This is a genomic window from Shewanella frigidimarina NCIMB 400, assembly GCF_000014705.1.
In the GTDB taxonomy this organism is placed as follows: Bacteria; Pseudomonadota; Gammaproteobacteria; order Enterobacterales; family Shewanellaceae; genus Shewanella; species Shewanella frigidimarina.
Genome location: NC_008345.1, coordinates 239520 through 264690, shown reverse-complemented (window position 1 = coordinate 264690; position 25171 = coordinate 239520). Strand labels below are relative to the sequence as shown.

At 43.3% G+C, this 25171-nt stretch carries 21 protein-coding genes; 13 read left to right on the top strand and 8 right to left on the bottom strand.

Annotated features, from left to right (window positions below):
- Positions 1-8: 8 nt before the first annotated feature.
- The 3 genes from SFRI_RS01255 to SFRI_RS01245 all read right to left on the bottom strand — a co-directional run bounded on the left by SFRI_RS01255 (position 9) and on the right by SFRI_RS01245 (position 4707).
- A complete protein-coding gene (locus SFRI_RS01255; RefSeq protein WP_011635727.1) occupies positions 9-452 on the bottom strand; it encodes a diacylglycerol kinase in 444 nt (147 codons plus the stop codon).
- Between the two features lie 10 nt (positions 453-462).
- Positions 463-2130, bottom strand: a complete 1668-nt coding sequence (locus SFRI_RS01250; RefSeq protein ID WP_041412721.1) for a phosphoethanolamine transferase — start codon at positions 2128-2130, stop codon at positions 463-465.
- Positions 2131-2334: 204 nt separating this feature from the next.
- Positions 2335-4707, bottom strand: a complete 2373-nt coding sequence (locus SFRI_RS01245) for a Tex family protein (RefSeq protein ID WP_011635725.1) — start codon at positions 4705-4707, stop codon at positions 2335-2337.
- A 213-nt stretch (positions 4708-4920) separates the two neighbouring features.
- Here SFRI_RS01245 and greB point away from each other — a divergent pair, with 213 nt between their 5' ends.
- From greB to SFRI_RS01230, 3 genes are all read left to right on the top strand, one after another.
- Positions 4921-5406 (top strand): transcription elongation factor GreB, encoded by a 486-nt coding sequence (gene greB, locus SFRI_RS01240; protein WP_011635724.1) that lies wholly within the window; start codon positions 4921-4923, stop codon positions 5404-5406.
- A gap of 192 nt (positions 5407-5598) precedes the next feature.
- A complete protein-coding gene (locus tag SFRI_RS01235) occupies positions 5599-6231 on the top strand; it encodes a DUF4937 domain-containing protein (protein WP_049763502.1) in 633 nt (210 codons plus the stop codon).
- A 493-nt stretch (positions 6232-6724) separates the two neighbouring features.
- Positions 6725-7504 carry an acetoin reductase gene (locus SFRI_RS01230; protein WP_011635722.1) on the top strand — a complete coding sequence of 260 codons (780 nt, stop codon included), beginning with the start codon at positions 6725-6727 and terminating at the stop codon, positions 7502-7504.
- A 236-nt stretch (positions 7505-7740) separates the two neighbouring features.
- Here SFRI_RS01230 and SFRI_RS01225 read toward each other — a convergent pair whose 3' ends face one another.
- Positions 7741-8406 carry a DUF2238 domain-containing protein gene (locus tag SFRI_RS01225; protein ID WP_041412718.1) on the bottom strand — a complete coding sequence of 222 codons (666 nt, stop codon included), beginning with the start codon at positions 8404-8406 and terminating at the stop codon, positions 7741-7743.
- 581 nt (positions 8407-8987) lie between these two features.
- Complete coding sequence (gene acnA, locus SFRI_RS01220) at positions 8988-11714, bottom strand: aconitate hydratase AcnA (RefSeq protein ID WP_011635720.1); 2727 nt, start codon at positions 11712-11714, stop codon at positions 8988-8990.
- A 92-nt stretch (positions 11715-11806) separates the two neighbouring features.
- On the opposite strand from acnA, the gene SFRI_RS01215 reads away from it, so the two are divergent.
- The gene (locus tag SFRI_RS01215) at positions 11807-13180 is read left to right on the top strand and encodes a class II fumarate hydratase (RefSeq protein WP_011635719.1); all 1374 of its coding nucleotides are present in this window, start codon (positions 11807-11809) and stop codon (positions 13178-13180) included.
- Positions 13181-13369: 189 nt separating this feature from the next.
- Here SFRI_RS01215 and SFRI_RS01210 read toward each other — a convergent pair whose 3' ends face one another.
- The 3 genes from SFRI_RS01210 to SFRI_RS01200 form a co-directional block, all read right to left on the bottom strand.
- Entirely contained in the window at positions 13370-14182 is an 813-nt protein-coding gene (locus SFRI_RS01210; RefSeq protein WP_011635718.1) for a RecX family transcriptional regulator, read from the bottom strand.
- Between the two features lie 240 nt (positions 14183-14422).
- Positions 14423-15472, bottom strand: a complete 1050-nt coding sequence (locus SFRI_RS01205; RefSeq protein WP_011635717.1) for an alcohol dehydrogenase family protein — start codon at positions 15470-15472, stop codon at positions 14423-14425.
- 2 nt (positions 15473-15474) lie between these two features.
- The gene (locus tag SFRI_RS01200; RefSeq protein WP_041413281.1) at positions 15475-15993 is read right to left on the bottom strand and encodes a TetR/AcrR family transcriptional regulator; all 519 of its coding nucleotides are present in this window, start codon (positions 15991-15993) and stop codon (positions 15475-15477) included.
- Positions 15994-16510: 517 nt separating this feature from the next.
- On the opposite strand from SFRI_RS01200, the gene SFRI_RS01195 reads away from it, so the two are divergent.
- The 9 genes from SFRI_RS01195 (at position 16511) to envZ (ending at position 25151) form a co-directional block, all read left to right on the top strand.
- Positions 16511-16843: a hypothetical protein gene (locus tag SFRI_RS01195; RefSeq protein WP_244262850.1), complete on the top strand. Its 333-nt coding sequence runs from the start codon at positions 16511-16513 to the stop codon at positions 16841-16843.
- Between the two features lie 177 nt (positions 16844-17020).
- Complete coding sequence (gene cyoA / locus SFRI_RS01190) at positions 17021-18061, top strand: ubiquinol oxidase subunit II (RefSeq protein ID WP_011635714.1); 1041 nt, start codon at positions 17021-17023, stop codon at positions 18059-18061.
- A gap of 2 nt (positions 18062-18063) precedes the next feature.
- Positions 18064-20046, top strand: a complete 1983-nt coding sequence (gene cyoB, locus SFRI_RS01185) for a cytochrome o ubiquinol oxidase subunit I (protein ID WP_011635713.1) — start codon at positions 18064-18066, stop codon at positions 20044-20046.
- Complete coding sequence (gene cyoC / locus SFRI_RS01180; protein WP_011635712.1) at positions 20046-20681, top strand: cytochrome o ubiquinol oxidase subunit III; 636 nt, start codon at positions 20046-20048, stop codon at positions 20679-20681. The genes cyoB and cyoC overlap by 1 nt, the downstream gene beginning before the upstream one ends.
- Complete coding sequence (cyoD, locus tag SFRI_RS01175; RefSeq protein ID WP_011635711.1) at positions 20681-21010, top strand: cytochrome o ubiquinol oxidase subunit IV; 330 nt, start codon at positions 20681-20683, stop codon at positions 21008-21010. The genes cyoC and cyoD overlap by 1 nt, the downstream gene beginning before the upstream one ends.
- A gap of 12 nt (positions 21011-21022) precedes the next feature.
- Positions 21023-21955: a heme o synthase gene (gene cyoE, locus SFRI_RS01170; protein ID WP_041412707.1), complete on the top strand. Its 933-nt coding sequence runs from the start codon at positions 21023-21025 to the stop codon at positions 21953-21955.
- Between the two features lie 211 nt (positions 21956-22166).
- Positions 22167-22964, top strand: coding sequence for a hypothetical protein (locus SFRI_RS01165; protein ID WP_011635709.1), 798 nt, complete (start codon positions 22167-22169; stop codon positions 22962-22964).
- Between the two features lie 117 nt (positions 22965-23081).
- Positions 23082-23807 carry an osmolarity response regulator transcription factor OmpR gene (gene ompR / locus SFRI_RS01160; protein ID WP_011635708.1) on the top strand — a complete coding sequence of 242 codons (726 nt, stop codon included), beginning with the start codon at positions 23082-23084 and terminating at the stop codon, positions 23805-23807.
- Positions 23808-23810: 3 nt separating this feature from the next.
- Complete coding sequence (gene envZ / locus SFRI_RS01155; protein ID WP_011635707.1) at positions 23811-25151, top strand: two-component system sensor histidine kinase EnvZ; 1341 nt, start codon at positions 23811-23813, stop codon at positions 25149-25151.
- Positions 25152-25171 lie beyond the last annotated feature (20 nt).

Here is a 25171-nt window from a genome sequence, read left to right as displayed (position 1 = left end):
CTAAGCAATTATGCCCACAAAACAACCCACCAAACAATCGCTGCCATCAGCATGCTGAGAAACACAAATGCAGAGGCTATATCTTTGGCTAGCCCAGATAATTCATGAAACTCCAGGCCAATACGGTCAACCACTACTTCTACTGCAGTGTTAACCAGTTCTGCAAACAATACAAATAGCAACGCCAGCACTAACATGGCAGATTGCGCTGCACTAATATTTGCCATATAAGCAAATACAGTTAATGGAATAAACAGCATTAACTCTTGCTGAAATGCCGCTTCATTACGGCACATCCACTTTAAACCATTAAAGGTATGTTTGCAGGTATACAGCAAGCGCATAATGCCATGGCGTTTCACCACAATTTTTGGCTGCTTGGCTGTCGCGTTCTTTGCCGTATTCTTTGTAACATTATCATCTGACGTAGACGATGAAACTGAAATTGTCATCGGTATATCCCTAGTTCATTTTACAATCGGTGGTGATATCTAACTTAGGATCACGTACCGAGCTGCTGACGCCGTAAAGTCCTAACAATGTATGGAACAAGTTGTCATGTGAGTACGAGCCACTTAATGCATGCTCGGCAACACATTCACGGTCAATGTCTTTAGCTTGTGTGTAGTCTTGTGGTAACCACATAAACCAAGGCACATGAGTTTGCTGGCTCGGCGCAATACTGTAAGGCGTACCGTGTAAATACATTCCACTTTCACCCAATGATTCACCATGGTCAGATAAATACACCAGCGCGACGTTATATTTGTCTTGATATTGCTTAAGTACATTAATCGTTTCTGCCAACACAAAATCGGTATAAGCAATAGTATTGTCGTAAACGTTAACAATCTCTTGGTCACTACAGTTTTCAATGTCGCTGCGGCTACAAGCTGGGGTAAATAACGCCTTATCGGCTGGGTAACGCTGCCAATATGTTGGTCCGTGGCTACCAATAGTATGCAAAGCGATAAATTGATTTTCTAAACCTTTACCCGACAGCGCACTGGCTTGGCTGTCTTGTTGTAATTTTTGGCTAAGTTTTTCAACTAAAATCTCGTCATAACAACTTAAACCATCACATAATGGATTTGGCTCGCTCGGCGAAATATCAATCTTATTAATGCGGGCTCCTACGTCTTTATCGCCGCCATCGTTTTCAAACCATGTCACGTTAACACCAGCCGCCTTAACTACATCAAGCACATTATTTCGTGCATCAGCAACTTCACGATTGTAATTGTCATGGATGAGGTTTGAGAACATGCACGGTAACGAATGCGCGGTAGCCGTGCCACACGACGACACATTCTGTAAGGCAATCATGCCTAGGTTTTCTGTGTATGGGTTGGTGTTACGTTGGTAACCGTTATACGCCATATTTTCTGCACGGGCAGTTTCACCGACAACAAGCACCATAAGGGTCGGTTTGCCATTCACGCTTGGGGTTAGCTGTGCATCTTGACCAATAGGGTCAAAGGTTAACTTTTCGGTAAAGTAACGGTTGTTTAGGTATTTAACCGTATTATAAATATGTGCAGGAATAATCATCTTATTCAGATAATTATTATTGCGCCCCACTGACGCATAGTCTTTGTAAAAAAACAGCACCATCAACCCGACTAACACCACGCTGAATATTGTAAAGCCAGCGCGACGAAGCACTATTTTGGCCAGTGACGGACCACTCGATAATTTAGTGCGGTATAACAAAACAGAAGGTATTACCCCTAACACCATCACATAGCTAATTGAAGGTAAGCTTATATATGAAAAAGCTTCACCAGAATTGGTTTCAAAAATATTTTCAATCATGCCGTAATCAAACATCACGTTGTACTGCAACATCGCATACATGGCCGCTGACGATGTCAGTAACAACACAATCATCACGGGTTTAAAAACAAATTTAAAAGCAAATAAGCTAAAAATAAGCATAAAACAACTGCTTAATAACAATGCAGGTGACAAAGAAAACAGCACATGACCATCTGCTGATAACTGATAGATTTTACGGATTATCGGAAAATTTAATACCAAGCCAAAATAGACAGCGATAATGCAGGTCATCGCCTCGTAACTGATGCTCTTTGGGGTGATACTGGATAATGTTTTCGTTAGTAATTTCAATTTTGCCACTCGCAATAAACTCGACTGGCGCTGATATTCAACTAAAACACTTAAGATCCACTGAATAAAAACTGAATTATTGCTGTGTGGTTATATTCAGTTTCAAAATATAAAAATGAGCTAAAAAAAAGCCCTTACACATAAGTGCAAAGGCTTTATAATCAATATATTAGCTAAATGTGTTTTACCACACCGTATAATTGATTATTTTTTTATCTTGGCAAAGGCATCAGCAAACGCATTACCCATAGCCGCATTTTGTGGTGCTTTAACCGGTTTACTGGCTGGTTTATTATGACCAGAACTCTTGGTATTGACTGAAAATTTACCCGCAGCAGGCTTTTTCTGGTAACTGTTTTGTGGCTTACCCTGCGACTGTCTGATTGCTTTTTCAGTATCAATTTTTTCATCAAGACGCATGCTTAACGCAATACGACGACGCTCAATATCCACTTCCATCACTTTCACTTTAACCACATCACCGGCTTTAACCACTGTATGTGGGTCACTAACAAACTTGTCGGTTAACGATGAAATATGCACTAAACCATCTTGATGCACACCCACATCAACAAAGGCACCAAAGTTGGTCACGTTGGTGACTACACCTTCTAAAATCATCTCGACTTTAAGGTGCTTCAATTCTTCTATGCCGTCTTTAAACGTAGCCGTTTTAAACTCACCACGCGGGTCGCGTCCTGGTTTGTCTAGTTCGGCTAAAATATCATTAATGGTCGGCACACCAAATGCGTCGGTAACAAAATCGGCAGCATTAATCTGTTTTAACAAATCGCTATTACCAATCAGTTCAGTTAATGGCAATTGCTTAGCACCAGCAATCGACTCAACTAGGCTGTAAGCTTCTGGATGAACAGATGATGAATCCAATGGATTATCACCATTACGGATACGTAAAAAACCCGCAGCTTGCTCATAAGCTTTAGGCCCTAAACGAGCCACACTCAATAACTGCTTACGATTGGTAAATTGACCATTAGCGTCACGAAAATCAACCACGTTTTTAGCTAAGGTTTTGGTTAAGCCAGCAACTTGAGCTAATAACGGCGCTGATGCCATATTTAAATCAACACCTACAGCGTTAACACAGTCTTCAACGACGGCCTCAAGCGACTGCGATAACTGGCTTTGGCTTACATCATGCTGATATTGTCCTACGCCAATTGCTTTGGGTTCAATTTTTACTAACTCTGCCAGCGGATCTTGTAAGCGACGCGCAATTGATACCGCACCACGAATTGACACATCAAGATTAGGAAACTCATTAGCGGCAAACTCAGAGGCCGAATATACCGATGCGCCCGCTTCACTCACAATCACTTTGGTCAGCGTCGGATGCGTTTCTTTCACGGCAGCGATTAACTCGCCAGTTAGCTTGTCGGTCTCACGCGAGCCAGTACCATTACCAATCGCAATAATTTCAACTTTATGCATGGTCACTAAATTACTTAAGGTACGAATCGATTTGTCCCATAAGTTCTGTGGCGCATGCGGGAAAATAGTGGTGTGGGCCACCAGCTTACCGGTGTTATCAACAATCGCGACTTTCACACCAGTACGGATACCAGGATCGAGTCCCATAGTTGCTTTAGCACCAGCAGGAGCCGCCATTAATAAATCGCCCAGGTTACGGGCAAACACTCTAATGGCCTCTTCTTCCGCGCTTTCACGCATCTTAGCGATAAACTCTGTTTCCATTTGCAAGGCAACTTTAATGCGCCAAGTCGAGGTCACAACCGTTTTCAACCATTCATCAACGCTAGAGTTAGTCAGTTCTAACTTAAAGTGATCGCTAATAATCACTTCACAATAACTGCCTTCTGTCGCTTGAGTATCGGGATCGGCGTTCATCGATAGGCTTAACATGCCTTCGTTACGACCGCGCAACATGGCTAAAGCACGGTGAGATGGGATTTTACTCATCAGCTCATTATGTTCAAAGTAGTCGCGGAATTTAGCGCCTTCTTTTTCTTTACCTTTTACCATGCGGCTTTCAAGCACAGCTTGCTGTAATAAATGCTGGCGCACTTTACGCAGCAACTCTGCATCTTCAGCAAAACGCTCCATTAAAATAAAACGCGCACCATCTAGTACCGCTTTAGAGTCGGCAAAACCCGCATCAGGATTAATAAACTCAGTTGCTTTACTTTCTATATCTAATTGACGATTGGCTAGCACTGCATCTACAAGCGGCTCAATACCCGCTTCGATGGCTATTTGGCCCTTAGTACGACGCTTTGGTTTGAATGGCAGATATAAATCTTCAAGGCGGGTTTTACTGTCGGCGTCATTAATCGCTTGAGTTAACGCTGGGGTTAATTTTCCTTGCGCATCAATGCTCGACAACACCACTTGGCGGCGGTCGTGTAACTCACGTAAATAACCTAAACGAGAAAACAAGTTACGCAACTGAGTGTCATCTAAACCACCGGTAGCTTCTTTACGATAGCGCGCAATAAACGGCACGGTGGCGCCATCATCTAATAGCGCAATGGTCGCTGTGACCTGTTGTTCACGGACATTAAGTTCTTGAGCGATAATCTGGGCAATATTATGCATAATCAATCGAATTCGACATGGTTTAAAATAAAATTATGCCAAAGATACCATAAAGACCACCAGTTCGCTGCTAGTACGAAAGGCTTTATGATGTCTTTATAGATAATCGATAAAAAGAATGCATCATCGGGCATGAAGTGCTAAAACACAGATGATAATATTACGGCTTATATAAAACCTCACCGTTCTTCGACCACATTAAGAGTAAACCGCGTGAAAACTAAGTTAATCACTTTAGAAGGCTACAATAAACTCAGAATTGAGCACGACTACCTGTGGAAAGAACAACGTCCTGAAGTCACTAAGATTGTCACTTGGGCGGCTGGTTTGGGTGATCGCTCCGAGAATGCTGATTACACTTTTAATAAGCGTTTATTAAGGCAAATTGACCGCCGAGTACGCTATTTACGCAAGCTGCTGCCCGAACTCAAAATTGTCTATTACGCACCAGAGCAAGAAGGCAAAGTGTTTTTTGGCGCCACGGTTGAAATTGAAAACGACGCCGGTGACATTAAAACCTTTAAAATTGTCGGCCCAGAAGAAATTTACGACGAACGTAAAGACTACATCTCCATCGACTCGCCCATGGCCCGCGCGTTACTCAAAAAACAAGTCGACGATGAAGCGGTAGTGAGCACACCTCAAGGCGATAAAACCTGGTACATCAATAAGATTAGTTACAAACTAGAACAGAAATAACTTATCCAAGGAAAACGGAATCAAAGGCGTTAGTTGCTATGGTTTTGTTCCGTCAAAAAGAAGTATTGAACAGTTAAACTTTGCTGCTAGCACTGGGCGTGGTGACTCCAATACGACAAAGATATTGTTCCCTGATAGATTCAGCTTTGAAGAGCCATATTGACTCATGAACCATCAATATTAGGAGCCATTTTGACTATAGCAAAATTGATTATGTGCGAGGTTGATGACGGTAAACAAGAGGCTTTTTCACAAAGTCAGAGTGCCTGGAGTCAACTGTCGACGTGTAACGGTTTTGTTGGACAAGCAGGTGGATGGGAAGCATCGTCAAGCACAGCCATTATTTTAGGTTTTTGGGAATCTCAGTTTCACGTGAGTGAATTCATGAGAACTATCCACGATGATATTTATTTAAGTAATAAACAACAATCCACTTATCGTCATTGTTCAGTTAATTACTTCGAACTAGTTTCAACCATATCTGACTTACAGATTAATTTTTCAGGTGCTGGAGTATTAAGAATCGCTTACTGCTCAAGAGTACTGGACATTGATAGGTTTAATCGAGATCAACAACTTATCTGGAACCCTCAACTGTCAACGCAACTCGGATGTTTAGGCGGTCACGTTTGGCGCCATGTTAAACACCATGACTGTTACTTAGTGGTAACGCATTGGGAATCACCAGAAGCTCATGAAATATACGCAAACAATGTATTGCCAAAATTACGAGAGATAGCCCGCCCATCGGAGTACATCGAACAACTATTAGGTAAGGTTGTTGTTCTCGATACAAAGTGGAACGTCACACCCAATAACGGTTGATCACCTCAGGTGACATTCCACCTAACCAGTTTAAACCAGCATGATCATATTGTAGTTTCTTCCTTGAAAAACATTATCAATTCTTGCAGTTTTGCTGACGTGCTAGTGGACATTTACAAGCTAAGGCATCTACTCATATATGAACAGATGATTGCTAACAGCCTTCTCGTCGTCCCGGTAATGCTTTTGAGCCGGGATCCAGGTGTTTTTTTGTTTTGTACTTATGGCCTTTATGTATTTATGGCCTAACCAACTTTAAGGCAGAAATAAGCTAGCAGACCTTCCCAACATGAAACAATTTCGAACTTAACATCACTAATATTGAAAGGTCATTCTTAGAGATTAAACATGTTTAATTTTTAACCGCTATGCTGACTCAAATTGATCTATATCTAATTTTATTGCTCTACGTCCTTGTAAACTGATCATTCAATCGTTATCTGGAAGGCGATGCAAAGGTCTTCCTTTTCCCATTATCAAAAAGGAGTCAGATATGTCATTACAAGGAAAAGTCGCTCTCGTCACTGGCGCTGGTCAGGGCATCGGACGTGCCATTGCACTTCGTTTAGCAAAAGATGGGGCAAATGTTGCCATCGTTGATCTAAACGAAGAAAAAATGCTCGCGGTATCTCTTGAGGTAGAAGCTTTTGGTCGAAAATCAACGACTTTCAAAGCTGACGTAAGCGACCGAGAACAAGTTTATGCCGCTATAAATCATGCAGAAAAAACCTTAGGTGGATTCGATATTATGGTGAATAACGCAGGTATTGCGCAGGTTCAAGCCATATCAGATATTACCCAAGAAGACATGGATAAAATCCAAAAGATCAACGTAGATGGAACACTTTGGGGCATTCAAGCCGCGGCAAAGAAATTCATCGAACGCAAACAAAAAGGAAAAATTATAAATGCCTCTTCCATTGCTGGCCATAACGGGTTTGCTTTACTAGGTGCATACTCGGCGACTAAATTTGCAGTGCGCGCGCTAACTCAGGCAGCAGCACAGGAATATGCTAGTGCAGGTATTACAGTAAATGCTTATTGCCCTGGTGTGGTCGGAACCGATATGTGGGTTGAGATTGATAAACGTTTTTCTGAAATTACTGGGGCAGCAATAGGTGAAACGTTTAAAAAATACGTGAAAGGTATCGCACTAGGTCGTGCGCAAACACCTGTAGATGTCGCCAACTTTGTTTCATATTTAGCGGGTCCTGACTCTGATTATATGACAGGTCAAGCACCGATGATCGATGGCGGTATGGTTTACCGTTAACAATAACCAAACGATCGTGAAATGCAAGATTGTGTATTTTGATGTGTCTTGGGGGGATATTTGGTCTAAAAATTGTGGGCTAACACTGAGAGTAACAATATAGCCTGCAGTTTTTAGCTCCGTGATTAACAGCAAAGGAAAAAATAGGTTACATTCTAAAAAACACTACTCTTAGGTGAGAATGTCTATTGCTAATCGAGTTGCAAGCTAAGGCTTTATTTTTCTGCTTAATATTTTTATTTTTTTACTGTTAAGCTTAATTTCCATTGCTCTCGAAAGTCTTTTTGAATACGTGAATGGATAAAAAGGGTTATCGCCATAGCTATAAAACCGCCAAGACTTGCCAGGGCCATATCTTTATGTGCATCCCAAACATCTCCCTGTGTGCCTAAATACGCCATTCCTAGCTCGCCACCAAATGTCTCGGCGGCGCCCCACTCAATCAATTCATATAGCATCGATGTTGCCATAATAAGATTTAAAGGCGTTAAATAGCTCCAAAAGCCTTTCAAACCAGCAATTCGACAATACAAATCCCTAACCGGGTATGCCAATAAAAGACCGTATGCCAAATGAATCAATCTATCAAAATTATTCCTGGTCCAGCCCATACATTCATTAAGGCTAAAGTTAAAATACGACGTTAAAAATGCATCATAGGGAACATTGGAATAAGTATAATATGAACCTATTTCATGCAAGCTCATAAAGGCAAATATCAAACTATAAGAGAGTCGCGATAATGGGCATTTCTTATACGTAAAAAAAATGAAAATAGCAGATAAGACAACTAATACATTCTCAAGCGCCCAATCGGCTCGGTCATGAGGCGATATAGAAATAACTAGGAATTCAATGCCAAAGATAACTGAAAGGATTAGAAAGTATCGTTTATGTTCCATAATATTTTTAGCCATTCTGAATTAACGGTAATCTTACTAGGGAGTCAAAAGTCTGCTGTAGATCCCTCACCCATACCCTTTGGGACTCAACGCCGTGCAATGTCTCACTAACGCGAGGGCTACTGAAAAATAATAAACTCATTCTTTTAAATGCTGCATGTAAAATAACGGATTTTGCTTATATTGATGGATTGATCAACCCATCAATAGGCTAATAATGAAGATAATACGTTTTATCTTCAACAATAACCCCATGAACAACATACCACCTATTTATCTAACTAGCCCTGCTATATATATCATGTTTCGATTAACGCAAAAAACACTAACGCATTTTGTGCTTCCAAGAGCGATTTACGCTTAAACAGGACTGAAAGTATTATGTTTTCCAGCATATTGGTTGATTCGGGATGCAAATAGATACAATGATCAAACAATAAAAAAAATAGACCCAGATTGTTAAACATGGGTCTATTTACAGGGTATTTACACGTTATCTAAAGCAGTTAATTACTTCGCTAGCACCTCGCTGACTCAGCTAAACGATCTATCTAAATTATCTACCTAAACGATCTACCTAATTACCTAGCTAAATTGCGCAATACATAATGCAAGATGCCGCCATGTCGGTAATAACTAAACTCATTAGGGGTATCAATGCGGATTTTAGCTTCAAACGAATGTTGCTTACCCGCTTTGTCGGTCACTGATACCTTAACGGTTTTCTGTTCGGCGCTTACCGCAGGAATGCTAAATTGCTCTTCACCTGTGAGGTTTAGCGATTCAGCGCTGTCATCAGGCATAAACTGCAGTGGCAAGATACCCATTCCAACCAAATTAGAACGGTGAATACGCTCATAACTTTGCGCTATAACCGCTTTTACCCCCAACAGTGCAGGCCCTTTTGCCGCCCAGTCCCGCGAGCTGCCAGTGCCATATTCCTTCCCTGCCAACACAATACAAGGCGTACCTTGTTGCTGATACTGCATAGCGGCATCAAATACAGTCATCGACTCACAGTTAGGCATTAAACGGGTCCAACAGCCTTCGGTCCCCGGTGCCAGCAGATTTTTTAGCCTTACATTGGCAAAGGTGCCGCGCATCATTACTTCATGGTTGCCACGGCGTGAACCGTAAGAGTTAAAGTCTTTAATGGCGACTCCAGCTTGCTGTAAATAGTCTCCAGCAGGGCTGTCTGGTGCAATAGATCCCGCAGGTGAAATATGGTCGGTAGTGACCGAATCACCTAACTTAAGCAAACAACGGGCATTGTCGATAGCCATAATTTTCGGTACTTCAGCACTGATCCCATCAAAGAATGGCGGCTGTTTAACATAGGTGGAATCTGGCCAGTTATATTTTTGGCTCTGCACCACTTCAAGCCCTTGCCAGTCTGCGTCGCCGCTGTATACATCGGCATAGCGGGAAACAAACATCTCGCTTTGCACCGCGCTGGCCATGACCTGTTGGATTTCCTGATTATCTGGCCAGATATCTTTTAAATAAACCGCATTACCATCAACATCTTCGCCAAGTGCTTCTGTGACCATATCGGCTTTCATATTACCGGCCAATGCATACGCCACCACCAGCGGCGGCGATGCTAAGTAATTGGCTTGTACTTCTGGATGGATGCGGCCATCAAAGTTACGGTTGCCCGATAACACCGAACACACCTTCAATCTGCCCTGTTGTATCGCTTCACTAACGGGCTGAGGCAATGGACCAGAATTACCAATACAGGTGGTACAACCGTAGCCAACCAACTGAAAACCTAGGGCATCTAAATCAACATTAAGACCCGATTTTATTAAATAATCCGTCACTACCTGTGACCCTGGTGCAAAGCTGGTTTTCACCCAAGGTTTAACCTGTAAGCCTTTTTTACGCGCATTTCGGGCCAATAATCCGGCTGCGATTAACACCGATGGATTAGAGGTATTAGTACAACTGGTTATCGCCGCTATCACCACCGCGCCGGCTTCCAGCACAAAGTCTTTATCTCGATAACGACAAGCAACACCAGTACTACCATCGGCGACGGGTACTTGCACCGATGGACCACCCTCGCTTGCCAACTCGTCTTTACCTTCGGCGTCGATGTGGCTCACAGGGATTTGACTATCCAACCATTGGCGGAAACTGACTCCAGCTTGCTCAAGTGCAATTCTGTCTTGTGGTCTTTTGGGGCCAGCGATAGAAGGCACAATACTGCCTAAATCCAGTTGTAATCTGGCGTGATAACAGGCTTTGTTGTCGGATGCGCTGGCCCACATGCCCATCTGTTTAAGATACGCTTTGATCAACGCGATACGCTCTGGATCACGACCGGTAAGCTTGAGGTAATCTAACGTTTGTTGGTCAATCGGGAAAATGCCACAAGTAGCACCGTATTCTGGCGCCATATTGGCAATGGTTGCCCTATCGGCCAAGGTTAATTGATCAACACCGGCACCAAAAAATTCTACAAACTTACCTACCACGCCAAATGAGCGCAGCTGTTCGGTTACCGTTAACACTAGATCAGTCGCGGTAACTCCCGGGGGCAATTTACCGATAAACTCAAATCCGACAATTTCGGGTAACAACATGGTCACGGGTTGGCCTAACATCGCGGCCTCAGCCTCAATGCCGCCCACGCCCCAACCCAATACCCCCAAACCGTTGATCATAGTAGTATGAGAATCTGTTCCGACTAAGGTGTCGGGATACAATAGGTTATCGTCATCCTCTTTAACAAAGACCACTCTCGCCAAATATTCCAGATTGATTTGATGCACGATACCGCGCCCTGGTGGTACCACTTTAAAGTTGTCGAAAGCTTGCTGACCCCAACGCAAAAACTGATATCGTTCGCGGTTTCGTTGAATCTCAATGGCGGTATTTTTTTGCAATGCCCCTGTTTCGGCAAATACATCGACCATCACGGAGTGGTCAATCACCAGCTCTACCGGATTCAGTGGATTAATCGCGTCGGCATTGCCGCCCAATGTCACGATAGCATCACGCATTGCGGCTAAATCGACAACTGAAGGTACGCCGGTAAAATCTTGTAGAATGACTCGAGAAGGAACAAAGGCAATTTCGGTTTCTGACCAGTTATCCAGATCCCAGCGAGCCAAGATTTCAATATCCTCTGGCTGGACAAAATCCGAATTTTCGTAACGCAGTAGATTTTCTAATAATATTTTTGCCGCAAAGGGTAAGCGGGTTAAATCGTAGTGTTCAGCTAATCGATCAAAGCTGTAATACCGGAAAGTTTTTCCATTACTTTCAAGCTGTTTCAATAATTGCATAGAATGGTTCATTACTGATCTCCCTATAAACGTTTATTGGCACTTCCTGCTAAGCTTAGTGAACACACTAACATATCCAAATCAAAAATCGAGTCGGAAACCTTATGAGTAAGATGCGTATAGAATATGACAGTATGGGAAAAGTACAGGTGCCAGATGATGTTTATTATCAGGCGCAAACTCAACGCGCACGAGATAACTTTCAGTTTTCTGAGCGGCGCTTTCCGACGCCAGCGATACTCGCCCTACTCGATATAAAATCAGCTGCTGCACAGGCTAATAGCCAACTCGGTTTATTAGATAGCGCCATGGCCAAAGCAATTCAACAAGCGATTATCGCCGCTAAGAAGCTTCATTTTTCGCAGCATTTTCCGATTGATTTGTTCCAAACAGGCTCTGGCACCAGTTCTAATATGAATGTTAATGAAGTCATTGCCAGCCTCGCCAGCGATATTTTGCAGGCAAAGGTTCACCCTAATGATCATGTCAATATGGGGCAAAGCAGTAACGATGTGGTGCCTGCCTGTATTCATATTAGTACGGTTAGGCAATTAAAGGGCTTATTGTATCCGGCCATTAAGGGCTTGAATGACAGATTAGCGTTTTTGGCCGATGAGTATTCCAATACAGTCAAAACTGGTCGCACCCATTTAATGGACGCCATGCCGATTACGCTTGGCCAAGAACTGCAATGTTGGCAACAACAGCTCAACAGTGCTCAAGCTCGAATTCAGCAAGTTGAGCTGAGCCTGCATCAATTGCCATTGGGCGGCACAGCGGTTGGCACTGGCGTTAATTGTGACCCCAATTTTGCCAAACTTGCATGTGATGATTTACAACAGCAAGATAAAATCCCTTGGCAGGCGGCGGTAATGCCTGCGTTGTATATGAGTAGCCAAGATCACACCTTAGCCATGGCTTCTGCGCTCAAAGGGTTAGCGGTTACGTTATTGAAAATAGCCAATGATTTACGCTGGATGAACTCTGGCCCTGTAGCAGGGTTACAAGAAATTAGCTTAACGGCACTGCAACCTGGCTCATCGATAATGCCCGGTAAGGTTAATCCCGTTATCCCAGAAGCCGTAGCCATGATTGCCGCTGAAGTCATTGGCAATGAAACTACCATTACCATCGCAGCACAATCGGGTAATTTTCAATTGAATGTGATGTTGCCACTGATTGCCGACAAGCTACTGTCCAGTATTGATTTATTAACCCATGCCTGCCAGGCCATGACCGACAAAGTGTTTGCCGAGTTTCAACCCAATGTCGAGCATTTGACCCAGGCATTGGAGAAAAATCCGATTCTGGCTACCGCGCTTAATTCAGTGGTGGGTTACGATATGGCCGCAAAAATTGCTAAACGTGCAGACAAAGAACATAAATCAGTATTAGCCATTGCACTTGAAGAAACCGATTTGGACGAAGAGAAACTCAAAGCGATACTCGACCCGTTGCATCTGGCAAAGCCGTATTAATAACGCCCATCAAACTGAAAATAACTCGTTGAATAACATGATGATGAGGTTGTAGATGTTAGCTGTTAGCTGTTAGCCATCGTTTAAGTCGGTAAAAGTGCAATGGTGAATGGTGAATAAAAAATCGTGAGTAGTGAGTCGTAAGAAGTTTGCCGATATCCGTTGTCTCAGTGATATCGGCGGTAAACGTTATGACTCATCATCTAGCGTCATTGCCTCTTTTATTTCATCACTGCCAAACCCTTTACGGGATAAATAGGCATACGCTTTCGACTTTTCTTTATAGTCCGCTAAGTTATAGCGTTTTTTAGCCAGTTCATTTTTGCAGCTTTGATAAAAATCGACATGTTCTGTTAGCGTTAGTTGGTACAAGGTTTCTTCAAAGTCGCTTACATCAATCAGTCGCTGCTTCAATTCCTGCAAGATAAGAGTTTTACCTTTGCCTTTATTAAACAGCTTGATTATTTCAGTGGTTAAATCTGCTTTGTCGGCTTTGAGGGCTAATTTACTGCGCAGGGTTTCACGTTGTGGATGTTGTGCTAATGCGTGATCAATTTCAGCTCGAGAGAAACCTTTTGTGGTCATCTGGGAATAGACTTTTTCTATGTTGGTGCCATAGAAATTTTCAAACCGACTCAGCAATCGCGATGTGGCTAACTCAAAAAGGTCCACTGTTTGCTCGTGCATCACTTGTTCTATCGCGGTATCAATCTCTGTAGCACTCACGCCGCGCAGCTGTAACTTACGCCTTATGGCACCGATACCGATTTCGTTACTAAAAGCTAACTCGCAGTAACGTACCGCAAAGTCAAAATCACTTTTTAAATATCCGCCCTCGATGAGTCTGGCGAGTACGGTATCAATCCATTGTTGATTGTCGGTTTTACGCTCAAGCTTGGTGCGAATTTCGTTAATGGTAAAGTCTTGCTGGCCAAGGTGCCAATAAGCACTATTAAAAACGTTATCGATGGTTTTGGCTTGACGTAGTGGTGGACGCTGCATAAAAAAATAATCTTAAATTCAAAAATAACCAAAAACAGTGTAGCAGTTCATCACATTATTGAGTACGCACCTGACGGACCGTTGTGCTGATACGGTGTGAGAACAAGGCCATTCTACCTGTCATTGAACCCAAATCGTGACATGAAAAAAGAATAATCCCTCAGCTATATAATGCCCCTACTTGAACATGATTAGTACCCATCCTCTGATTGGCATTAATAACTGGATTGTAATTATTAGCTAATCAGGAATAGTTAACACGATTTTACCCACATGCTTCTTTTTCAAGAACACGTCCTGGGCTTGAGCAATCGCTTCTAGTGGGAAGGTTTGTGCCACAATGGGGGTTATTTTACCTTGTTCAATACAGTGAATTAAGTTTTGGAACACCTTAGATTCAAGCACTGTGCAGCCGAAAAAGCTTAAGTCTTTTAAATAAAGTGTTCTGATGTCTAACTCGACTAAGGCGCCGCCAATCGCACCCGATACGGCATACCTTCCGCCTGGTGTTAATACTTGTAAAAACTGCGGCCATTGAGGACCAGCAACCAGATCGATAACAACATCAATACTGTTTTCACCTAAGGTGTCGACTAAATCAACATCTCGCAATATCACTTGGTCGGCACCCAAATCCAGTAATTGCTGATTTTTACTTGGACTAGTAATCGCAATAACTTGCGCTCCGCGAGCTTTGGCAAGTTGAATAGCAGCAGAACCTACACCACCTGAAGCGCCCGAGATCAACACTCGGTCGTGGGCGGTAACATTAGCGCGAGTCAGCATATTTTCGGCGGTTGAGTAAGAGCACGGAAATGAAGCCAGTTCGATATCAGACAACGCACTGTTCACTGCATATGCATGTTTGGCTGCAATAACAGTGTACTGGGCAAACCCACCGTCACATTCAGAACCATTATACCAAGGAGATTCAAGTGCCTCGCCATTAGCTTCACGAATACAAGGCTCAATTAATACACGCTCACCAATCCGTGCAGCACTGACATTATCGCCCACAGCAACAATCACACCACAGACGTCGGCACCTTGAATACGAGGAAAAACCAGCGCATTACCAGACCAACTTGCGTCGGTGTCACCGCCATCGTTTTTTGAATACCAGGCAATTCGAGTATTGATATCGGTATTGTTAACCCCCGCTGCGTGAACCCGAATAAGCACTTCGTTTGGGCTCGGTAACGGCACGGCAATATCATCTCGGTATTGGAGTACTTCTGGGCCGCCATGGCCGGTGAGTAGAACGCCTTTCATCGTTTTGGGGATCATCATATTCATTGCTCCTGTTTAAAAAATTGTAATAGGGTTTTTTGAGCAGATATTACCGCCTCTGTGCCCAACACTGGCCATGCACTCGATACCCCTTCATGCAATATAAAAAGGGCTGTAGCAAGATCGTCTCTGTTGCTTTGTTGACCTAACATATGACGAACTTCGGCTTTGTGCTCTTTTACCGCTTTACTAATAAGCGCGTTGTCGGGAAAGGCTGCAATGGCATTCATTGAGAGGCACCCATGCGGGGCACTTTCTGTCATCCATAGCTCGAGCATTTGAAAAATATGGATGACAGATTCGATGCCTTTATGGGGATTGTCGTTAAGTAAAAAATCCAGATATCTTTGATGTCTGTACTCTAGCGCCGCAACGATCATCGCTTCTTTTGATGGATAATGTTTATAGAGTGTACGTAAGCTGACATTACATGCCGCTTTCAATTGAGCCACGTTCGGCTCAGCAAATCCGTGGGTGCTAAAAGCCTGTTCAAGGCTCGCCGCAATTTGATGTTTTAACATAACAACCATTTAGTAGAACAAGTATTCTACCTACAAGGTAGAATACTTGTTCTACTCTGTCAAATTTATAGCCATTATTATCATATTGGTTTGAAGTATCAGCGCATCTCTATAATGTTTAATAGCGAATATGACGTTCCAGTTGTAACAGTATCTGCTGGTTTTTACTGGCCAAAGGGCAGCAAACCCGATCACGGTTTCTCATTTGAAATAAGTGCTATTAGTCACAAATTTGTGCGTTTTGCGCCACCGCATCATGATCAAAGGGTTAAATGTGTAAAATATTCGTTTAAATATTGTTCTAATTAAGATTTATTTAATAATTTCACGGTTTCCCTACCGTGATTCACTTCCAATGACCAGTCCCTTATTGTTATTCTCCTGCCAATGAAAATTGCCAGCTGGATCTGTTGATTCAACTACCCACTCCTTTGAGCTCGTTTGGAATCATTTCTTGAAATTCACTCTTTGCCAATACCTTGCTAAGCCGCTTAATAGCATCGCAAGGCTTTCCAAATTGAGTAAAGCACATTTAACGTTGTGTTTCGGGTTACTGTTGCTGCAACCTGTAGCCGATTCATTATCGATGTCGATGGGACATGTCGTCGATATTAGTGAGTTTATTGCCGTTGTTGACACTTTATTAGCTGAAGTTATGGGCGCTAGCTTACTGGGCCTGTTGATATTAAATCCATTGGTGATCGAGCAATTCTGGCGTTTATTCAATCTCAATTCTACTTTTTGTAATCTCCTTGCTCTTAGCTACGCGTTAAGTGCTTTATCTGCTGTTACCCCTAAATCCCTTGAATACACGGCACACGGTTGCCGCGCTCCTCCTCTACAAGCTTAAGTTTTTAATTTAACTACATTATTCGCAAAATCGATATAGCCTTAAGCGCTACGCCAAAATCACTGATAGTTGATTTTGATTAGTCCTTTGGTGTGGTTATTTGCGTTCGATGATTATTCTGCAACTGCCGATCCTATTGGCAGCGTAGTAAGCTTTTAAGGTGAGAGGAATCTTCCTTTGTTAATTCGAAATTTAAGTAAACCAATGCTGGCGGCATTAGCATTTATGCTTGCCGGTTGTGAAGGCGGCGTACTGGATCCCAAAGGTCAAATCGGCATAGATGAGAAAAACCTCATTATTGTGGCGACGCTACTGATGCTGATTGTGGTTATTCCGGTAATTTTTATGACGCTGTACTTTGCGTGGAAATACCGTGATGGCCGCGATGAAGAAATTTATGCGCCTAAATGGGCACACTCAACTGCAATTGAAATTGTGGTGTGGGTTGTTCCCATTATTATCGTGATCATTTTGGGTGTTATCACTTGGAATTCAACTCATGATTTAGACCCCTATAAACCGCTTGAACATGATGCTAAACCAGTAACGGTTGAAGTAGTGTCGCTGGACTGGAAGTGGTTATTTATCTATCCAGAATATGGCATTGCGTCGGTTAACGAATTGGCCTTCCCTGCGAACGTGCCGGTTAACTTTAAAATTACCTCAGACACGGCGATGAATTCCTTTTTCATTCCGCAGTTAGGCAGCCAAATATACTCAATGGCAGGCATGGCAACCAAGCTACACCTTATTGCTAATGAGCCGGGTACCTTTGAAGGTATTTCAGCTAACTACAGTGGTGCTGGTTTTGCGGGCATGAAGTTTAACGCCATTGCCACACCTACAGCAGGCGATTTTGATGCCTGGATAGCTAAGGTAAAACAACAAGGTAACACCTTGGATGTTGAGCAATATAAGCAGCTAGCTGAAAAAAGTGAAAACAACCCTGTGCAATATTACGGGTCAGTGCAAAAAGGCATGTTTAATTACATTGTTATGCAGTACATGCATCCAGACTCGAACATGAAATCAATGGGTAGCATGGACGGTATGGAAGGCATGCACGACATGGGCAACATGAAATCAATGTCTGGTATGGACCACACTCAACATATGCAGCATATGACAGACATGGACGCTGAACAACATTCTGGACTTTCATCCTCTACACACTCAACCACAGAGCATTCTTCGACTGCTTCTGGGGAGGCGGAGTAATCATGTCATTTCTTGGAAAATTAACACTCGAGTCTATTCCGTATCACGAACCCATTATTATGGTGACCCTAGCGGCTGTCGCCATTATTGGTGTCATCATTGCGGCCTTAATTACTAAACATCAAAAATGGGGCGTGCTGTGGCACGACTGGTTAACCTCTGTTGACCACAAAAAACTCGGTATTATGTATATCGTATTAGCGATGGTAATGCTGGTCCGTGGTTTTTCTGACGCGATTATGATGCGAACTCAGCAAGCACTTGCCACTAACGGCGCTGCGGGCTATTTACCACCAGAACATTACGACCAAATCTTCACAGCCCACGGCGTGATCATGATTATCTTTATGGCAATGCCATTTATGATTGGTTTAATGAACTTGGTCGTGCCACTACAGATTGGTGCCCGCGATGTGGCGTTCCCATTCTTAAACAACTTAAGTTTTTGGCTAACGACCTCTGGCGCGGTGTTAATTAACATATCGCTAGGACTCGGTGAGTTTGCTAAAACCGGTTGGGTAGCTTATCCGCCATTGTCTGAGCTGGCCTACAGCCCGGGGGTGGGGGTTGATTATTATATCTGGGCCTTGCAAATATCCGGTATCGGGACAACCTTAACCGGGGTGAACTTTATCGCCACTGTGTTAAAAATGCGTGCGCCTGGCATGAAGTTAATGCAAATGCCTATTTTCACTTGGGCTTGTACTTGGGCTAACGTGTTAATCGTTGCATCGTTCCCCATTTTAACCGCTGTTTTAGGCATGTTGACCTTAGACCGTTATTTAGATTTCCACTTCTTTACCAATGACGGTGGCGGTAACGCCATGATGTACATCAACCTGTTTTGGGCTTGGGGTCATCCTGAAGTATACATTTTGGTATTACCGGCTTTCGGTATTTTCTCTGAAGTGTTTTCAACCTTTACCTCAAAGCGTTTATTTGGTTACACCTCAATGGTGTGGGCAACCGGTGCGATTTCGGTGCTTGGTTTTATTGTGTGGTTACACCATTTCTTTACCATGGGTTCAAGCGCTAACGTTAACGCCTTCTTCGGCGTAATGACCATGGTGATTGCGGTGCCGACCGGGGTAAAACTGTTTAACTGGCTATTTACTATTTATCGCGGTCGTTTACGTTTTACCGTGCCAGTATTGTGGTCTTTAGGCTTTATGGTGACCTTCACTATCGGCGGCATGACCGGGGTATTGTTAGCATTACCTGGTGCCGATTACGTACTGCATAACAGCTTGTTTTTAATCGCTCATTTCCATAACACCATTATTGGTGGTGCAGTATTTGGTTACATGGCTGGTTTTGCTTACTGGTTCCCTAAAGCGATGGGTTTCACACTCAATGAACGCTTAGGTAAGGCATCATTTTGGTGCTGGCAAATTGGCTTCTATGTGGCCTTTATGCCGTTGTACGTGCTTGGTTTTATGGGCATGACACGTCGTATTAACCAAACCGACAACCCAGCGTGGAACTTCTGGCTTTACTTTGCCGTAGTCGGCGCATTTATCATTCTTGTGGGTATTATTTTACAGTTTGTCCAATTGTATGTGAGCTTCCGTGACCGTGAGCAAAACCTGGATACCACAGGCGATCCATGGAATGGCCATACGCTTGAGTGGTCAACATCTTCACCACCACAGTTCTATAACTTTGCTCAGTTAGATCCTGTAACTGACATTGATGCGTTCACCGACATGAAAGAAAAAGGCACCGCCTATCAACGTCGTGAAACATACCAGCCGATCCATATGCCTAAAAATACTGCCAGCGGTATTGCTATGGCCGCGTGTATTACGGCCATGGGGTTTGCTGCTATTTGGCATATTTGGTGGTTAGCCATTGTCGGGTTTGCCGGTACGTTTGTGTTGTTTTTACTGCGCGCTTACGACAATGACGTTGACTATTTCGTGCAGCCAGATGAAGTCGCACGTATTGAAAATGCACACTTAGATAACGTAGCAAGGGGCCGATAATGAGTATTGCTATTCAAGCAGATTTACAGGTAGCTCATTCTGCTGAGCACAATGATCAACACCATGATGATCATCATGACACTAGCGGTAACACCTTGTTCGGTTTTTGGATTTATCTAATGACCGACTGTATTTTGTTCGCCTCTGTGTTTGCGACTTATGCGGTGTTGTTTATGAACACCGACGGTGGTGTGTCGGGTAAAGATATTTTCGAACTAGATTTCGTGCTTATCGAAACTGCCGCCTTGTTGGTCAGTAGTATTACTTATGGCTTTGCCATGATTTGCGCAAGACACCAAAAGAAAGCAGCAACTTTAGGCTGGTTATTAATCACCTTCGCTTTGGGTTGTGTGTTTATCGCGATGGAAGTGTACGAGTTTCATCACTTAATTGAACACGGCAATGGCCCAGATCGCAGCGCCTTTTTATCTGCATTTTTTGCCTTAGTTGGCATGCATGGGTTGCATGTTACCGCGGGCTTAATTTGGATGTTGATCATGATGGTTGAAGTGCTTAAAACAGGCTTAACTAATCGCAGCATCACTCGCCTGAGTTGCTTAAGTTTGTTCTGGCATTTCTTAGACATCGTGTGGGTGTGTGTGTTTACCGTAGTTTATTTGTTAGGAGTCTTGTGATGAGCAATGCACATGCAAGCCACGGCGAAGGCGATTTTTCTGCCAGCGTTAAATCATATTTAGTCGGCTTTGTGTTATCGGTTGTATTAACTGGTATTCCATTTTGGTCGGTGATGACGCACCAGTTTGACCACATGACAACACTATGGGTTGTGGTGATAACGGCGTTAGTGCAAATCGTGGTGCACTTGAAATACTTCCTCCATTTAGACTTTTCTAAAGAAGGCAGAATCAATACATTCTCGTTCTTATTCACGGCCTTGATTATTGTCATGGTGGTGGGTTTGTCTGTGTGGATTATCTACGCAGCCAATGAATTGATGATGTAACCGACAGCTATCATGAATAATCAAGGTCAATCTATGTCAGCACAATTAACCTCACGCTTACGAGGATATGTTCAGGTCACCAAACCTGGCATCATCATGGGCAATTTAATTTCTGTCGCGGGCGGTTTTTTACTCGCGGCTCAAGGTAATGTTGATTTGACCTTGATGTTCGCCACCATGATAGGTTTATCTTTGGTGGTAGCGTCGGGTTGCGCTGTCAATAATTGCATTGATCGCGACATCGACGCCAAGATGCAGCGAACTCGTAACCGAGTTACCGTTACCGGTGAAATATCAGTACAAGCTGTATTGAGCTTTGGTATTGGGCTAGGGATTATTGGCTTTGCTATGCTGGCGATATTCACTAATAGTTTAGCGGTATTATTTGCCGCCATTGGTTATGTGGTTTATGTCGGAGTATACAGCCTGTATATGAAACGCAACTCGGTTTACGGCACTTTAGTCGGTAGCTTTTCGGGTGCGGTTCCACCCGTTGTGGGTTATTGCGCTGTCACCGGGCAAATGGACATGGGCGCGGTTATTTTACTGTTGATGTTTAGTCTATGGCAAATGCCCCACTCTTATGCGATTGCGATTTTTCGGTTTGACGATTATGCCGCGGCCAATATTCCTGTATTGCCCGTAGCCCAAGGCATGACCAAAGCTAAACTACATATCGTATTGTACATAGCGGTATTTGCTGTCGTTAGTGCGCTGTTGCCACTGGCCGGTTACACAGGTATTGCTTTTATGGCGGTCACCTTTGCCACCAGCTTATGGTGGTTAGCCATGGCGTTAAAAGGCTATCGTCGCGACATCAATTTGCAGTCTTGGGCTAGACAGGTATTTGGATTTTCGATTATCACTATCACAGCATTAAGCGTGACCATGGCATTGGATTTTCAAGTAGTTGCCCAAACACCGTTACTCACATTGGTGCCATAGGCGATTAAGCTCAATAAAGGCTACGTCCAATAAAAAGACTAAGCCCAATAAATAGCTAAGTTTAATAAAGGCTTCAAGTCCGCGGCATTATGCTGCGGGCTTTTTTATTTGATAAATCCGCATTAAAGACTAAGGTTTAAGACTGATTAAAATTACCGCATGCAGTTCTATTATTCGTTTTTAACCGCATCATCAAACATAAAGGGATCTTATGTTTACCGTATTTAAGGGAATTAAGCCTCATATCCAGTCACTAAACCCTGTTAACCTCATCTTGCTAATGTTGGCATGCAGTGTATTGCAGGCAAATCCACTGCATGCCGCTACGCAACCGAGTACCAATAACAACATCTTCGGTGATTGGGTAATCAACACCCCTGAACGTATTACCTTGTTGCAGTTAAATCGTAATAGCAGCTACTTACACCTAGAACTTAACTTAACCACACCACAAGATAGCGTGGCGGAATGGGGCCGTTTGGATTTGCAATCAACAGACGCGCACTTTATCCCTAGCTACAGCAATAATGCCCAACAAGGATTAGTCGCATATCAATTCGAGCATCCGCAATTAAACATGATGCTGACATCACTGTCGTTACAACTCGCATTAGCCATCGATACTAATGCCGACAGCATTGCTGATGAACAACATCACTATAACCTCACGACCAACCAATCGATCTATGGTGTATGGCATCAATTGTCTACCCCAGCGCTGAGTAGCTTAGTACTGCTCGACAATGGCTATTACGCCATGGTGAACATTAACCTACACCAAGACCCACAAGCCAATGAGCACGTCACTCACTTACAATGGGGACGGTTTGAATTACACCAAAATCAGCTAACCCTTGAGCCCATTTTTAATAGCCATCCCCAACATACATCTAACTTACCCAGTGATATTCCCAGCATGATTTATCAGCCTAGCAAACAGCAATTGACGTTATCATTTAACGTCAATAAAGGTAATTTGACTGACCATTTGTTGCTATTTAAGCGATAAACAAACATTTACAGCTATTTAGTTACAATTTCTGCCACAATCAGCTATTCAAATTCAAGCGATTACACTTCATACTGAGTCATTGCTAGTATCAATTTAGTGTTAAAAGGATATGTCATGGGCCAAGAAACCTCTAAGATTCTCGTTGTCGATGATGACATGAGATTACGTTCATTATTAGAACGTTACTTAATTGAGCAAGGCTTCCAAGTTCGTAGCGCTGCCAATGCAGAACAAATGGATAGATTACTTGAACGTGAAAATTTCCATTTATTAGTACTCGATCTGATGCTACCAGGCGAAGATGGTTTGTCTATTTGCCGCCGCTTACGCCAGCAAGAAAACCCAATCCCTATCGTGATGCTGACCGCCAAAGGCGATGAAGTTGATCGTATTATTGGCCTAGAGCTTGGCGCTGATGACTATTTACCTAAACCGTTTAATCCACGTGAGTTATTAGCGCGTATTAAAGCGGTAATGCGTCGCCAAATTGCTGAAGTACCTGGTGCGCCTGCGCAACAAGAAGAAATGATTGAGTTTGGCGAGTTTTCGCTAAATTTAGCCACTCGTGAAATGTTCCATGGCGATGAAAGCATTGCACTTACCAGTGGTGAGTTTGCTGTGCTTAAAGTGCTGGTAAACCATCCTCGTGAGCCATTATCGCGCGACAAATTGATGAACCTTGCCCGTGGCCGTGACTATTCAGCCCTTGAGCGTTCAATCGATGTTCAGGTATCGCGCTTGCGTCGTTTAATTGAAAAAGACGCCGCTAACCCACGTTATATTCAAACAGTTTGGGGTTTAGGTTATGTGTTTGTGCCCGACGGCACCACGCGTAAGTAATCCATGAAACTAAAGTTAAAATGGTGGCAACGCTTCTTACCTAGAAGCGCTTTTAGTCAAACCGTATTGCTGATCGGCAGCTTACTGCTGATCAATCAATTAGTGTCATATTGGTCTGTCGCCGTTTACTTTATCAAGCCCAGTTATGAGCAAATTAACCAATTAATTGCCCGCCAAATCAATATATTATTTGTTGATGGGGTTGATGTTGGCCGTGAACATCTCACCATGGTGGATGCCTTAAACGCCAAAGTGCGTGACGATGGCATGACCATTTATAACCAAAAACAAGCACAAGAAGCCGGACTCGGCCAAGCCACTTATTACAGTTTCTTGTCAGAACAAATGTCGGTTTACCTTGGCGGCGAAGCCGAAGTGCGTTTTTCGCAAGGTGAAAAGCTCGATGTGTGGATAAAACCGCCGCAAGCCCCCACATTGTGGATAAAAGTCCCTTTGACGGGCATTAACGAGTCAGACTTATCACCATTAACTTTGTATTTGCTGGTTATTGGCGGGCTCAGTGTCGCCGGTGGCTGGTTATTTGCCCGTAGGCAAAACAGGCCTTTAAAACGTTTACAAAAAGCCGCGGTGGCCGTTTCTCAAGGCGACTTTCCGCCAACACTGCCGTTAAGTGGCTCGACTGAAATTGTTGAAGTAACCCATGCGTTTAACCAAATGGCTCATAGCATGAAGCAGCTTGAGCAAGACCGTGCTTTATTAATGGCAGGGATTTCACACGATTTACGCACACCATTGACCCGCATTCGATTAGCATCTGAAATGATGGTAGAAGACGACCAATATTTAAAAGAAGGTATTGTCACCGACATTGAAGACATGGATGCGATTATTAACCAATTTATTGCTTATATTCGTAACGACCGTGAAGGTGTACGCGAGCCCGACCAAATCAATCGTTTGATCCAAGAAATTAGCCAACAAGAATCACACCGTGAAGAAACCATCGAGCTGTCGCTAGCAGACTGCCCCGATGTTCCCATGAACAGCGTCGCCATTAAACGTGTACTGAGCAACTTGGTCGAAAATGCGTTCCGCTATGGCAATGGCTGGATAAAAATCAGTTCTTATCATCAAGGTAACGCGGTGTGTTTTAGTGTTGAAGATAACGGCCCTGGTATTAATGAAGCCGAAGTTGAGCATCTATTTCAACCTTTTACCCAAGGCGATACTGCACGCGGTAGTATTGGTTCTGGCTTAGGGCTAGCTATTATTAAACGTATTATTGACCGCCATCATGGCAAGGTGAAGTTGTCTAACCGCCCTCAAGGCGGCTTAAAAGCACAAGTGTGGCTGCCGTTAATCGATAAAAATCTCTACAACTAACAACGGACACATTCCAGCAC

Excerpts from the sequence above, each read along its gene's own strand:
- SFRI_RS01255 (WP_011635727.1), bottom strand. The coding sequence starts at position 452 with ATGACAATTTCAGTTTCATCGTCTACGTCAGATGATAATGTTACAAAG.
- SFRI_RS01245 (WP_011635725.1), bottom strand. The coding sequence starts at position 4,707 with ATGCATAATATTGCCCAGATTATCGCTCAAGAACTTAATGTCCGTGAA.
- SFRI_RS01230 (WP_011635722.1), top strand. The coding sequence starts at position 6,725 with ATGTCATTACAAGGAAAAGTCGCTCTCGTCACTGGCGCTGGTCAGGGC.
- SFRI_RS01225 (WP_041412718.1), bottom strand. The coding sequence starts at position 8,406 with ATGGAACATAAACGATACTTTCTAATCCTTTCAGTTATCTTTGGCATT.
- acnA (WP_011635720.1), bottom strand. The coding sequence starts at position 11,714 with ATGAACCATTCTATGCAATTATTGAAACAGCTTGAAAGTAATGGAAAA.
- SFRI_RS01215 (WP_011635719.1), top strand. The coding sequence starts at position 11,807 with ATGAGTAAGATGCGTATAGAATATGACAGTATGGGAAAAGTACAGGTG.
- SFRI_RS01210 (WP_011635718.1), bottom strand. The coding sequence starts at position 14,182 with ATGCAGCGTCCACCACTACGTCAAGCCAAAACCATCGATAACGTTTTT.
- SFRI_RS01205 (WP_011635717.1), bottom strand. The coding sequence starts at position 15,472 with ATGATGATCCCCAAAACGATGAAAGGCGTTCTACTCACCGGCCATGGC.
- SFRI_RS01200 (WP_041413281.1), bottom strand. The coding sequence starts at position 15,993 with ATGTTAAAACATCAAATTGCGGCGAGCCTTGAACAGGCTTTTAGCACC.
- cyoB (WP_011635713.1), top strand. The coding sequence starts at position 18,064 with ATGTCATTTCTTGGAAAATTAACACTCGAGTCTATTCCGTATCACGAA.
- cyoC (WP_011635712.1), top strand. The coding sequence starts at position 20,046 with ATGAGTATTGCTATTCAAGCAGATTTACAGGTAGCTCATTCTGCTGAG.
- cyoD (WP_011635711.1), top strand. The coding sequence starts at position 20,681 with ATGAGCAATGCACATGCAAGCCACGGCGAAGGCGATTTTTCTGCCAGC.
- cyoE (WP_041412707.1), top strand. The coding sequence starts at position 21,023 with ATGAATAATCAAGGTCAATCTATGTCAGCACAATTAACCTCACGCTTA.
- SFRI_RS01165 (WP_011635709.1), top strand. The coding sequence starts at position 22,167 with ATGTTTACCGTATTTAAGGGAATTAAGCCTCATATCCAGTCACTAAAC.
- ompR (WP_011635708.1), top strand. The coding sequence starts at position 23,082 with ATGGGCCAAGAAACCTCTAAGATTCTCGTTGTCGATGATGACATGAGA.
- envZ (WP_011635707.1), top strand. The coding sequence starts at position 23,811 with ATGAAACTAAAGTTAAAATGGTGGCAACGCTTCTTACCTAGAAGCGCT.